This is a genomic window from Uliginosibacterium sangjuense (assembly GCF_059132465.1).
The window spans coordinates 1,232,805-1,245,563 of the sequence record NZ_CP101132.1; the positions used below are offsets into that span (position 1 = coordinate 1,232,805).

Here is a 12,759-nt window from a genome sequence, read left to right on the forward strand (position 1 = left end):
GAGTCCATTCCGGGGGTTTCATGTTCAAGCACCTGAGCCTGCGTGCCAAGCTGCGCCTCATCAATCTGGTCGCGCTGGCGGCCCTGTTGATCATCGGCATCTCGGCCATCCAGGCCAAACGCAACACGATGATGGAAGGCGTGCGCCAGCAGTTGCGCGACCAGATGTCCATCGTGTTCACGATGTTCGACTACTACCGTGGCCTGGCCGACAGCGGCAAGCTGCCGGCGGACGAGGCCAGGCGCCAGGCGCTGGAGGCCTTGCGCAAGGTGCGCTATCAGGAAAAGGAGTTCTTCTCGGTCGGCACCATGGAGCCTGTGATGCTGATGCACCCGGCCGTGCCGGCGCTGGAAGGCAAGAACTTCGGCGGGCTCAAGGACAAGAACGACAAGCCCTTCATCGCCGAGATGGTGGCCCAGGTGAAGGCCGAGGGCAGTGCCTACGTCGAATACTGGTGGCCCAAGGCCGGCGAGGAGAAACCTTCGCCCAAGCTCTCCTACGCGCGGCGTTACGAGCCCTGGGACTGGCTGGTGAATACCGGCATGTACATCGACAACATCAACCGCCAGTTCTACCGCGACACAGCCTGGTTCGTCGCCGCGCTGGTGGCGGTGAGCCTGCTGGTGATGCTTTTGTCCAACCTGCTCGGGCGGGGCGTGGTGCAGGCTCTGCAGCAGATGCTCGACAGCATGCGCGCGGTGGAACGCCAGAACGATCTGACTCAGCGCTTCGCGGTGGAGCGTCGTGATGAGTTCGGTGAGTTGGGGCGCGGCTGTTCTGCCTTGCTCGACTCGCTGCGCCAGACCCTGGTGCTGATCGGCGAGGAGGCGCGCCGTCTCGATGCCATGGCCAGCGGCGTGGCGGCGGATTCACGCGACGTATCACAGCGCGCCGGCGAGCAATCGGACGCCGCGCAGGCTGCGGCCAGCGCGCTGGAGGAGCTGTCGGTCAGCGTCTCCCATGTGGCCGACCGCACCAACGAGATCGCCCGCCTGGCCGAGCACAACCGGGCCAGCACCCAGCACGGCACGCAACGCCTGGCCCAGTTGGCGGACAAGGTGACGGATGCCGAGCGCATGCTCAGCGGCAGCATCAGCGACTCCATCGACGGCTTCATGCAGAGCATGCAGCAGATCAGCCAGATCACCGGCTATGTGAAGGAGATCGCCGACCAGACCAACCTGCTGGCGCTCAACGCGGCCATCGAGGCGGCGCGTGCGGGTGAGGCGGGGCGGGGTTTCGCGGTGGTGGCCGACGAAGTGCGCAAGCTGGCGGAGCACTCGGGACGGTCCGCCAACCAGATCGACAGCATTGCGAGCGAACTGCAGGAGCATGCGCGTCGCATGACCAGCCACATCGGCGAGGGGCGCCAGTTGCTGCAAGAGAGCAACGAAGCGGCGCGCGCGGTGGTCGAGGTGCTCGACCAGGCGCGCGCGACGGCCGAGGACACCAACCAGGGCATCGGCGAGATCAACCAATCGCTGGCCGAGCAGCGCAGCGCGCTGGAGGCTCTGGCGCGCAACACCCAGGTCGTGTCGGACATGGCCGAGCAGAACGTGGAGGCGGCGCGCCGCTCCAGCGACACCGCCCAGGCGCTGGAGCAGGTGTCTGGCGACCTGGTCGGCACGATGGCGCGCTACAGGCTCGCCTGAGGCGTTCGCCGCCCCAATGAAAAAGCCCGGCGCGGGGCCGGGCTTGTCCTGGGCGGCGCCGCTTACTTCGCCAGCACGCTGCGGCCGGGCGCCCACTTCACCTGCCAGGCCGGGTAGTCCTTGGCCAGCAGATCGCGCGGGGATTCCGCGTACCAGTTGTACTTCACGCGGCGCTCGTAGCTCACGTCGGCGTAGTTGTCGCGCTTGGCGCTGTCGCGTGCCGAGAACAGGGGCTTGCCGGTCTCCAGGTCGTAGAAGCGAGCCCACAGCGGCGGCGCCTTGGGGTCGCTCACCACGCGGCGGTCGAAGCCGAACTCCAGCGTGCGGTCGTCCTTACGCTCAAGGCGGATGCCGCTGAGCTTGGCGCTGTCGAACCAGGCCACTGCGTTCTGCACGGCGTCGATGACCTGCGGGCTGGGTTGGTCGATGCTCATCAGGAAGCGCACCACATTCACGCTCTCGTTGCCGCTGATCGAGGCCAGCTCGAAGGCGCGCCCCATTACCGGCGCCAGCGTGGCTGCGTCGTACTGTGCGCACCAGCCGGTCTTCTTGCCGCCGACCACCAGTTGCGTCTTGAGGATCAGCGCCAGGCCCTTGTCATAGGCCGCCTTGGCGCGTGCCACCCGTGCCTCGTCCACGAAGCGCAGCTCGGGCTTGCGCGCCGCCACGTCGCGCAGCGCCTCCAGCACATTGGCGATGGCGTCGTCGTTGAAGGTCACATGTGCCTTGTAGCCCTTGGGGGCCGGCCAGAACTGCTGCCAGCCGCCATTGGGGAGCTGCGCGGCGAGCACGTAATCCAGCCCGCGCAGGTAGGCTTCGGCGTACTTGCGCTCGCCGGTGGCCTGGTGGATGCGGGCCAGCACGGCCATCTGCTTCATCGTCGAGTCGTTGTCGATCGTCGACTTGATGCGGAAGCCCGTCATGGCGGCGGTGTTCACCGGCACCAGCAGGTTCACGTTGGCCTCCAGCTTGGGCCAGCCGCCGTCGGCATTCTGGTAGCCCAGGATCACGTCACCCAGCTTGATGCCATCGGCGCTGCCGTAGAACTCGGGTTTCTGGGCTGCCATGCTGGCCTCGGTGACCGGGCCGCCGCGCGCGAAGTCTTCCAGCTTCTTGCTGGGCGGCAGGATGAAGCTGCCGACCAGGCGCTGGCGGGCTTCGTCCCACTTCACATAGGCGCCCAGCTTGGCCCATACCTCGCCCACCGGCACCCACACGCTACCGTCCTTGAACTCGGGCGCGCTGCCCAGGCTGACCGGCTGGCCATTGAGGGTGGCCGCGCTGCTGCCGACACTCAGCTCCAGTACCTGGCCGCCCAGGCTGTAGCGGGCGGCGCGGGTGCCCGGGTCATAGCTGAATTCACCGCCCAGGTAGGGCACCAGGTCGCCCAGCGGGGCGAACACGGTCTTGCCGGCGCGCAGCTCGGGCTTGGTGTAGAGGCCTTCCTCCAGTTCCTGGTAGGCGCCATCGACCGAGAAATTGGGCTCGCCCATGATCAGTGCCACCGTCTTGAGGCTGGGTGCGGCGCCATCCACTGGGTCGAAGGGACGGCCGGGGGAGGCGCAGGCGAAGGTGAGCGAGGCCGCCAGGGCCATGATCAGGGGCGTTCTCGTGAATCGATGCATGAATGTTTCTCCGGGTGAATCGTAATGAGCGGACAGGCGGGCGGGCCGGTTGCGTCCGGTCCTAGGCCTGCTGTGCGCGGCCCGAGCCTAACAGTTTGGAGACTCAAATATGCGGGTAAACCATTACTCCCAGACGAATGGTATTGCGGTGCAACATCGACGGGTGCCGACTTTCAGGCAGGGGTGGGCAGGAATGGGGGCGCTTTGCGCTAACCGGGCTTGCCATTTCATATCTGTATCGCATAATCGCGCCGCCCCATCGACCCGTCGCGCGCTGGTGGCCAAGAACAAACATGACTATCGGGGAATCTTCACATGCGTCACCTCATCCTGTTGCTTGCACTGGCCTGCGTCACGGGCCAGGCCGTCGCTGAATCCGCCATCGCCCAGGCCAACCGCCAGCTCACGCTGTCGGCCGGCCGCCACAAGATCGGCTACACCGAGTACGACAACTATGGGGTCACCAGCAGCGGCGTGCTGGATACCGAGAATGGCACGCAGAATGCGGTGCGCGTGGCCTTCGCCTTCCAGACCGACCGTGAAGACGTGAAGGATCTCTACATTGCCGCCAGCTACCTCAGCGCGCGCGGCAACACGCAGTACGACGGCTACCTGCAGAACCTCAACACCGGCGCATTGACCCCCTACAAGACCACCAGCCACGCCACCACCACCGACTTCCAGGCCCGCGCCGGCAAGGGTTTCCGCGTGGCGGGCGACAGCATCCAGCTCACGCCCTACCTGTCCTATGCCTATCACGAGTGGGTGCGCGATTCGCGCACCGACGAGTACGGCTACATGGAGATCTACGAGCATCAGTCCGTGGGGCTCGGGCTGCTGAGCCAGTTCGCGCTGGGGGCGCGCCTGGTGGCCTCTGTGGATGCCTCGGTGTCCTACATGATCGACCCGCAGATGAAGATCGACGGCGGGCCGGTCTTCTACCTTGGCAAGCATCCGGTCTATGCCCTGGGCCTGGGCCTGGACTACGCCATCACCAAGACCTGGCGCGTCCATGCCGACTACCGTGAGACCCGCTTCAAGTATGGCGAATCGCCGGTGGTGCTCGGCTTCTATGAGCCGGAGTCCAAGACCACGCTGAAAACCGTGTTCGTGGGGGTCGGCCTGGCCTTCTGAGCCGGGCAGCGGCGGCGCCGCGTTTGATACCATGCGGGGCTGTCTCATCCAGCCTCGCCCAGCGCCCCAGACCATGTCCGACATCCTGCAGAAGATTCTTGCCACCAAGCGGGTGGAAATCGAAGCCGCCGAAGCCCAGTTGTCCCGTGAGGACATCGTCGAAGAGGCGCGCGATGCGGTCGAGCCGCGCGATTTCGTGGGCGCCATCCGGGCCAAGATCGCGGCCGGCCAGGCGGCGGTGATCGCCGAGGTCAAGAAGGCCAGCCCGTCCAAGGGCGTGCTGCGCGCGGACTTCCGCCCGGCCGACATCGCCCGTTCCTACGAAGCCGGTGGCGCGGCCTGCCTGTCGGTGCTGACCGATCGCGACTACTTCCAGGGCAGCCCTGAGTACCTGCAGCAGGCGCGCGAAGCCTGCAGCCTGCCGGTGCTGCGCAAGGACTTCATCATCGACCCCTACCAGGTGTTCGAGGCGCGGGCCATGGGGGCCGATTGCATCCTGCTGATCGTGGCCGCCTTCCTGCCGCCGGACGGCACGGTCAATAGCGCGACCAGTCGCGCCGCCCTGAGCCACCTGCTGGAGCTGGAGCAACTGGCCCACGACCTGGGCATGGCCGTGCTGGTCGAGGTGCACAGCGCCGACGAGCTGGATATCGCCCTGCAGATGACGACCCCGCTGCTGGGTATCAACAACCGCAACCTGCGCACCTTCGAGGTCACGCTGGATGTGACGCTGTCGCAACTGGCGCGCATTCCGGCCGATCGCATCGTGGTCACCGAGAGCGGCATCCTCGGCCGCGCGGATGTGCAGCTCATGCGTGGCCGCGCGGTCAACGCCTTCCTCGTCGGCGAGGCCTTCATGCGCGCCGACGACCCCGGCGCCCAACTGGCGGCCCTGTTCGCCTGAGTCCCGCCATGGCGGACGAGGCCCCGCAGACGCCAGGCCCGCGGCGACGGCTGCGGCGCGGGCTGCTGGGTGTCCTGATCGGCTTGCTGGGCGCGCTGGCGCTCGCGGGCGGCGGCCTCCTGTTCCTGCTCGGCAGCGAGGCCGGTGGCCGCACCGCCTTGCGCATCGTCGCCACCCTCCAGCCTGAGCTGCTGCAGGTGGAGGGCTGGCAGGGCCACTTGGGCAAGCAGTGGAAGGCGCGACGCCTGCGTTTCGCCCTGCCTGGTTTCGTGCTGCGCGCCGAAGGGGTCGAGGCCGACTGGCAGCCCGCCGCGCTGCTCGACCGGCATCTGCGCGTGATGCGCCTGCAGGTCGATGTGCTGGACATCCGCACGGCACCTTCCAGCGACCCAGCGCGCCTGCCCGACAGCCTGGCCCTGCCGATCACCATCGACGCGCCGGACCTGCGCGTCGGCCGCCTGGATATCGGCGAACTTGTGCCGGGCGACACGCAGCCGGCCCCTGCAGTGCAACTGAGCCGTCTTTCCGGCGGCCTCAGCGCGACGCCCGAGCAACTCGTGGCGAGCGGCCTGCGCGGCCAATGGCAGGCCCTGGTCTTGCAAGCCGAGGGGCGCATCGCGACCGGCCGGCCCTTCACGCTCGCCCTGCGCGGCCAGGTGGAGGCGCAGGTGGTCGGTCGTGCGGCGCAGATCGGGTTGGAGGCGGGCGGCTCGCTGGAGGCGCTCACCCTGGCCGCGCGCCTGAGTGGCGAAGGACTGGACGGCCAGCTCGACACGATGCTGAGCCCCTTTGCCGCACTGCCAGTGCAGCAGGCGCGCGTGAGCGTGCGCGGGCTGGACCCGCGCCTGTTCCACGAGGCGGCACCGCAGGCGAAGCTGGATGCCCAGTTGAGCCTGCAGCCGCGCCAGGTACCGGGTCAGGCGCTGCCCCGCGACCCCGCCGACTGGACCCTGGACGGCAATCTGAACCTCACCAATCGCAGCCCGCTCGCCTTCGACCGCGGCGGCCTGCCGCTGCAGGCGCTGCAGGCCGAGCTGCACTGGGCGGCCCGCCACCTGCAGACGACGGGCCTGCGCCTGCGCATGGGCGACGGAGAACTGAGCGGCACGGCTGGCTGGCGCGCCCAGGCCGGCGATGCCCTGGGCCTGATCGATGCCGATCTGCAGGCGCGCGGTGTGGCGCTCGACAAGCTGGTCGCCGCGCTGCGCCCGATGCGTGTGTCCGGCCGCGTGGCCGCGCGTACCACGGCGGCCCGCCAGCAGTTCGATGCCGACCTGCAGGGCGTGGCGCGGGGGCGTCCGGCGCTGCGTCTGGTCGTCGCCGGCCAGCAGGAGGCGGGCATGCTGTCACTGTCGCGCGCCCACGCGGAATGGGGGCGCATGCAGGCTCAGTTGCGGGGCCAGATGGCCTTGCAGGGGCGCCGCAGCTTCAACGCGGAAGGGCAGTTGGCGCATCTCGATCCGCAAGCCTTCAGCCCCGCGGCCCCCGTGGGCGACATCAACCTCAAGGGGCGTGTCGGTGGCTCGCTGGCCCCGGCTTGGCAGCTTGATGCGGCCCTCGAACTGCAGCCGAGCAAGCTCGCGGGTACGCCGCTGGCCGGGCAGGTGAAGCTTGCCGTGGATGCGCGGCGCCTGCAGTCGCTGGAGGCCGACCTGGACCTGCTGGGCAATCGCCTGCAGGCCAGTGGTGCGCTTGGTGCAGCCGACGACCGCCTGCGCTTTCGCATCGACGCGCCACAACTGGCGGCGCTGCATCCCGAACTGGGGGGCACCGTGCGCGGCAATGGGGTGCTGGCGGGCAGCCTGGCGCAGCCCTGGGGCGCGCTCGAGCTGCGGCTGAGCGAGCTACGCCTGCCGGGCGACTACCGCCTGAGTCACGCGAATGTGCAGGCCGACCTGCAGCCAGGGCGCGACGGCGCCTTCACCGCGCGGGCGGAGGTCGGGCGGCTCAGCTTGGCGGGCAAGGAGTGGGTGGATGATGGCCTGCTGGTGCTCAGTGGCACGCGTGCGCAGCACGCGCTGGTACTGACGACCGACCTGGTCGAGAAGGAGAAGCTGCGCCTGCGGGTGGAGGGCGGGCTGGGCGAGACACAGTGGCAGGGGCGGCTGACCGAGCTGGCCGGCGAGGGCCTGGCGCGCTTCCACCTGCGCGAGGCTGTGACGCTGGAGCTGGGGCCAGAGCGCATGGCATTGGGGCCGGCGCGGGTGCAGACCGAGAACGGCCTGGTCGAGCTGCTGCAGACGCAATGGACGCCACAGGAGATCGTGCTGCGCGGGCGCATGCAGGGGCTGCAGGTCGGCGTGTCGGTCGACGAGTTCCAGCGCACCGTGCTGCGTGGCCGCAGCCTGAGTCTGGGCGGCGATTGGGATGTGCGCATCGGCCAGGCTGCCAACGGCCTGGTGCGCGTTTTTCGCGAGGATGGCGACCTTATCCTGCAGGGCGACACACCGGTGGCCTTGGGTCTGGAGACCGTGGACCTCACCGTGGCGGCAGAAGGCGGGCGGCTGGCCGCCTCGGCCAATGTGAGCGGCAGCCGCCTGGGCGTGATGGCTGGCGTGCTGTCGGCCAGCGTCGTGCGCGACGGGCGCGGCCTGAGGCTGGCGCAGGATGCGCCATTGGTCGCCAATGCGACGCTCAAGGTGCCTTCGATTGCCTGGCTGGGCCCCTTGATCGACCAGAACTTCCGCCTGGGCGGTGAGCTCGATGGCGAGTTCAGCCTCAGCGGCACGCCGGGCAGCAGCGAAGGCCAGGGGCGCATCGTTGGCTCCGGCCTCGAAGTTGCCCTGGCCGACCAGGGCATGCGCCTGGTCGAGGGAGAGCTTGTGCTGCGCGCAGGGCGCAGCCGCCTGGTGCTGGAGAAGCTTGCCTTCAACTCGCTGCGCACCTTGCCCCCGCCCGATGCGCGGGCGGCTCCACCCGGGCTCGACAAGCCGGGCCGGCTGACCGGCTCGGGCGAGGTCGACCTGCGCAGCGCGACGACCGAACTGGAGTTTATGCTCGACCGCGTGGCGGCTCTGCAGACACCGCGCCAATGGCTGGTCCTGTCCGGGCCGGCGAAGATCAGCATGGACAAGGAGCGTCTGGCGCTGAATGGACAGTTCCGCGCCGATGGCGGCTATTTCGGCGTGCCCCGGCGCAGCGCGCCCAGCCTGTCGGAAGACGTGGTGATCCGTGGCCAGCAGGGCAAGCCCGCGCAGCGCCTGCGCCTGGACGCGGACATCCGCTTCGACCTGGGCGAGCGCTTCTATCTCAAGGCCTATGGCATCGACACGCGTCTCGACGGGCGCGTCGCGCTGAGCCAGGAGGCCGGGCGCTGGCGCCTGAACGGCGCCATCGACACCGCCGGCGGGCTGTACGCGGCCTACGGACAGCGTCTGTCGATCGAGCGCGGCACGGTGAGTTTCCATGGCCCGCTGGACAATCCAGCGCTCAACGTCGTCGCCCTGCGCAAGGGGCTCGCCGTGGAAGCCGGGGTCGAGGTCAGCGGTACGGCGCGCAATCCGCGCGTGCGCCTGGTGTCCGAGCCGACCGTGCCGGAGAGCGAGAAGCTCTCCTGGCTGCTGCTGGGCCGCGCGGCCGAAGCCAACGGGCAGGACGCGGGCCTGCTGCTCACCGCCGCAAGCGCCGCACTGGGCGAGGATGGTGAAGGCGTGTTCGACAAGGTCATCGAAGGCGCCGGCATCGACCAGTTGAGCGTGGGCCAGGGCGGCAACGACGTGATGCGCCAGCGCACCAGCCGTGTCGCCAGCACGGCGACCGGCACACCCTCCAGCGCGGCTGGCGCTACCACACCCGAGGACCAGGTACTCACCGTCGGCAAACGTCTGACCGCGCGCACTTATCTTTCGCTGGAACAGAGCCTGTCGGGCACCGACAGCGTGGTCAAGCTGACCCTTTCGCTGAACCGCTTCCTGTCGCTGATCGCGCGCGCCGGCACCGACAACGCGCTGGACCTGCAGTACACCATCTCCTTCCGCTGAACGCACCCGTACAGGCGGCTGCAAACTTCATCCGGCTTTGCTAGTGTCCAGTTTGTGCGCTGCACCGTTGGCACGCGTCCGTCATGCGGAGGCCTGTCGCCTGAATCCCAACCAGCAAGGAGCTCGGCATGACACTCAAGGGCAAGGTAGCACTCGTCACCGGATCAACCAGCGGCATCGGCCTGGGCATCGCACGCGCGCTGGCCGCGCAGGGCGCCACCCTGGTCATCAACGGGCTGGGCGAGGCAGAGGCCATCGAGCGCGAGCGCGCCAGCCTGGCGCAGGAGTTCGGCGTGCCGGTGAGCTTCGTCGGCGGCGATCTGACGAAGACCGCCGAGGTCGAGGCGATGATCCGCAGCGTCGAGGCGCAGCATGGGCGGCTCGACATCCTGGTCAACAACGCCGGCATGCAGCACGTCAGCCCGATCGAGGATTTCCCGCCCGAGAAGTACGACCTGATCATCGCGCTGAACCTGTCCGCCGCCTTCCACGCCATCCGCCTCGCAGTGCCGGGCATGAAGCAGCGCGGTTGGGGGCGCATCATCAACATCGCCTCGGCGCATGCGCTGGTGGCCTCGCCCTTCAAGTCGGCCTATGTCGCCAGCAAGCACGCCATCCTGGGCCTGACCAAGACCGTCGCGCTGGAGGTGGCCGAGCAGGGCATCACCGTGAACGCCATCTGCCCGGGCTACGTGCTGACGCCGCTGGTCGAAAAGCAGATCCCGGACACGGCGAAGGCGCGTGGCATGAGCGAGGAGCAGGTGATCCGCGACGTGCTGCTGGCTGCGCAGTGGACCAAGAAGTTCGTCGAGGTCGATGAACTGGGTGCGCTGGCCGTGTTCCTGTGCAGCGAGGGTGCGCGTTCCATTACCGGCACGGCCTTGCCGGTGGACGGCGCCTGGACGGCGCACTGACATGGCGGCCCCCAAGCGACGCGTCGCCATCACCTGCCAGGGCGGCGGCAGCCAGACCGCGTTCACCGCGGGCGCGCTCAAGGCCTTGTTCGACTGCGGTCTGCAGGAGCATTTCGAGTTGGTCAGCCTGAGCGGTACCTCGGGTGGCGCGGTGTGCGCCACCCTGGTCTGGTACGCCCTGCAGGTGGGGGACGACTATGTGCCCCAGCGCATGCTCGATTTCTGGGCCGATAACACAGCTCAGTCGCAGGCCGAGGAAGGCTTCAACCACTACATCGTGGAGTCGCTGCGTGCCATCAACCGCGGGCAGTTGCCGCAGGTGAGCCTCAGCCCCTATTCGCCGTTGATGCAGATGGTTTCGGCGCTCACGCACTCCAACCTGCGCAACCACTTCACCGATTTCCGTGCCTTGCTGGAGCGCCACATCGACTTCGCCGCACTGGCCCGCGAGGACTTGCGCACGGCACGCCCGGCCCTGCTGCTGGGGGCGGCCGAAGTGCTTTCAGGCAGGCTGGAGAAGTTCTGTTCGCGCCTGGGGCCGATCCGCGTCGAGCACATCCTTGCGTCATGCGCGGTGCCCAACATCTTCCCGGCCGTGGAGTTCGAAGGCGGCGCATACTGGGATGGCCTGTTCTCCGACAACCCGCCGATCGACGAGGTCATCAAGCCGGCCTTCGTGGGCGCCGACAACCTGCCGCAGGAGATCTGGGTCATCAAGATCAATCCCACCGGCTGCGGCAAACTACCGATGGCGCCGGAGGAAATCTCCGACCGCCGCAACGAGATGGTCGGCAACATGTCCCTGTTCCACCAACTCACCGCCATCTGCCACCTCAACGACCTGCTGCTGCGCGACGCCTTCCGTCCCGAGTTTCTCGCTGGTCTAGGCATCCGGGAACCGGTGCTGGTGCCCAAGTGCTTTCCGGATGATCCGGACAAGGACTACCACATCCCTTTCATCGAGATGTCCGACGCGCTGCTGTGCACGCTGGACTACGAGAGCAAGCTCGACCGCAGCCCGGCCAACATCCAGCGCCTGTTACAGGACGGCGAACGGCAGGGCGAGGCCTTCATCCAGCAGCGCATCGCGGCGCAGAAAAAAGGCCGCCGCAAGCAATAAAAAACCCGCCGTGAGGCGGGTTTTTCATAGCCGGCTGGCGCAGGCTCATTCGCGGTCGCCGCCGAAGATGCCGAGCAGGCTCAGCAGCGACTGGAAGATATTGTAGACGCTGATGTACACCGACAGCGTGGCCGTGATGTAGTTGGTTTCGCCGCCCGTCACGATGCGGTTGATGTCGAACACCAGCCAGGCGCAGGACAGGCCCAGCAGCACCACCAGGATCGTCAGCGTCAGCGCCGGGATCTGGAAGAAGATGTTGGCCACCACGGCCGCCAGCAGCAGCAGCGAGCCGATGGTCAGGAACTTGCCCATGCCCGACAGATCGCGCTTGGTGCTGGTCGCCACGGCCGACAGACCGAAGAAGGCCAGACCCGTGCCGCCCGCTGCCAGGGCAATCAGCGTGGCGCCGTTCGAGTAGCCCAGGATCGCCCCGATCAGGCGCGACAGCATCAGGCCCATGAAGAAGGTGAAGCCCAGCAGCAGGCCGACGCCGATACTGCTGTTCTTGAACTTCTCGATGGCAAACATGAAGCCGAAGGCGACCGCCATGAAGATGATGAAGCCCATCATGCCGCTGAGCTGGAAGCCCATCTGCACGCCCACCGCCGCGCCCAGGATGGTGGGCAGCATGCTCACCGCCAACAGTGCGTAGGTGTTGCGCAGAACCTTGTTCTGGCTGACCGAATAACCGGTCGACAGGGTATTGGGGATGCGTTGTTCCATTGATGTCCTCCAGGGGCGCGGCAAACGCCGCGTTGAATTGTTGAGATGCTGCTCTGACACGGGCGAACCCCCAAGGGTTCCCGCCAAACACGCGTGATCCTAGCGGATTCAAATGCGCTCCGCAGCATCTCCTTGAATCGCCCGCCGGACATGGCCGGACCAAGTCCGAACGGGTACAATCGCCCACCTTCCGCCGATGGATCGTTGCGATCGCGCGCGGAACGACCAGATGGAGGTGTGGCAGAGTGGTCGATTGCACCGGTCTTGAAAACCGGCAACGGGCAACCGTTCGTGAGTTCGAATCTCACCGCCTCCGCCATCAAAAAGCTCCGCCAGGAGCTTTTTGCATTTTTGGTTTCTGCTAGCTCAAACCGACAGCGTCATCGCTTGGCACTTGTCGCAGGCTTCCCAGGGCAGGCACGCGCACACGCGGGGTTGCTCGACATAGCGGCTGCCTACTACTGGTGCACTGGCTGGGCTGGCAGGCGTACCCGAGGCGCGGGGAGCGGGGCGAGCGGCGGGCGGTGCAGACGGCGCCGCAGGGTCGCGCGGCGTGGGGTGCCACTTCGCAAAGGGGGCGAGATCGGCCTTGTTCACCACGTACCACAGCTTGTTGGCGGCATCCCAGCGCGCGCCGAGCTTCTTGGCCGCGTCCTTTTCGGCGAAAGGCACCTTCAGATCGAATCGCACGGCGTGACAGGCGTGGT

Annotated in this window: 9 protein-coding genes and 1 tRNA gene; 7 read left to right on the forward strand and 3 right to left on the reverse strand. The window is 67.6% G+C overall.

Going from position 1 to position 12,759, the window contains the following annotated elements; all coding sequences use genetic code 11:
* The first annotated feature begins 20 nt into the window (after positions 1-20).
* On the forward strand, positions 21-1,652 hold the full coding sequence (locus NMB43_RS05585) for a methyl-accepting chemotaxis protein (protein ID WP_494351166.1): 1,632 nt from the start codon (positions 21-23) through the stop codon (positions 1,650-1,652).
* A 62-nt stretch (positions 1,653-1,714) separates the two neighbouring features.
* On the opposite strand, the gene pelA is transcribed toward NMB43_RS05585, so the two are convergent.
* Positions 1,715-3,277, reverse strand: a complete 1,563-nt coding sequence (gene pelA, locus NMB43_RS05590) for a pectate lyase (protein ID WP_494351167.1) — start codon at positions 3,275-3,277, stop codon at positions 1,715-1,717.
* Between the two features lie 315 nt (positions 3,278-3,592).
* On the opposite strand from pelA, the gene NMB43_RS05595 reads away from it, so the two are divergent.
* From NMB43_RS05595 to NMB43_RS05615, 5 genes are all read left to right on the forward strand, one after another.
* Positions 3,593-4,411 carry an autotransporter outer membrane beta-barrel domain-containing protein gene (locus NMB43_RS05595; RefSeq protein WP_494351168.1) on the forward strand — a complete coding sequence of 273 codons (819 nt, stop codon included), beginning with the start codon at positions 3,593-3,595 and terminating at the stop codon, positions 4,409-4,411.
* A gap of 73 nt (positions 4,412-4,484) precedes the next feature.
* Positions 4,485-5,315, forward strand: coding sequence for an indole-3-glycerol phosphate synthase TrpC (trpC, locus tag NMB43_RS05600; protein ID WP_494351169.1), 831 nt, complete (start codon positions 4,485-4,487; stop codon positions 5,313-5,315).
* Positions 5,316-5,323: 8 nt separating this feature from the next.
* On the forward strand, positions 5,324-9,295 hold the full coding sequence (locus tag NMB43_RS05605; protein WP_494351170.1) for a translocation/assembly module TamB domain-containing protein: 3,972 nt from the start codon (positions 5,324-5,326) through the stop codon (positions 9,293-9,295).
* Positions 9,296-9,423: 128 nt separating this feature from the next.
* Complete coding sequence (locus NMB43_RS05610) at positions 9,424-10,209, forward strand: 3-hydroxybutyrate dehydrogenase (protein ID WP_494351171.1); 786 nt, start codon at positions 9,424-9,426, stop codon at positions 10,207-10,209.
* Position 10,210: 1 nt separating this feature from the next.
* Positions 10,211-11,329: a patatin-like phospholipase family protein gene (locus NMB43_RS05615; RefSeq protein ID WP_494351172.1), complete on the forward strand. Its 1,119-nt coding sequence runs from the start codon at positions 10,211-10,213 to the stop codon at positions 11,327-11,329.
* A 45-nt stretch (positions 11,330-11,374) separates the two neighbouring features.
* Here the strand turns inward: NMB43_RS05615 and NMB43_RS05620 are convergent, their stop codons facing one another.
* Positions 11,375-12,052 (reverse strand): Bax inhibitor-1/YccA family protein, encoded by a 678-nt coding sequence (locus tag NMB43_RS05620; RefSeq protein WP_494351173.1) that lies wholly within the window; start codon positions 12,050-12,052, stop codon positions 11,375-11,377.
* Between the two features lie 231 nt (positions 12,053-12,283).
* Here NMB43_RS05620 and NMB43_RS05625 point away from each other — a divergent pair.
* Positions 12,284-12,371 (forward strand) — tRNA-Ser (locus NMB43_RS05625).
* A gap of 47 nt (positions 12,372-12,418) precedes the next feature.
* Here the strand turns inward: NMB43_RS05625 and NMB43_RS05630 are convergent.
* Positions 12,419-12,742 (reverse strand): DUF5710 domain-containing protein, encoded by a 324-nt coding sequence (locus NMB43_RS05630; RefSeq protein WP_494351174.1) that lies wholly within the window; start codon positions 12,740-12,742, stop codon positions 12,419-12,421.
* Between the last annotated feature and the right edge of the window lie 17 nt (positions 12,743-12,759).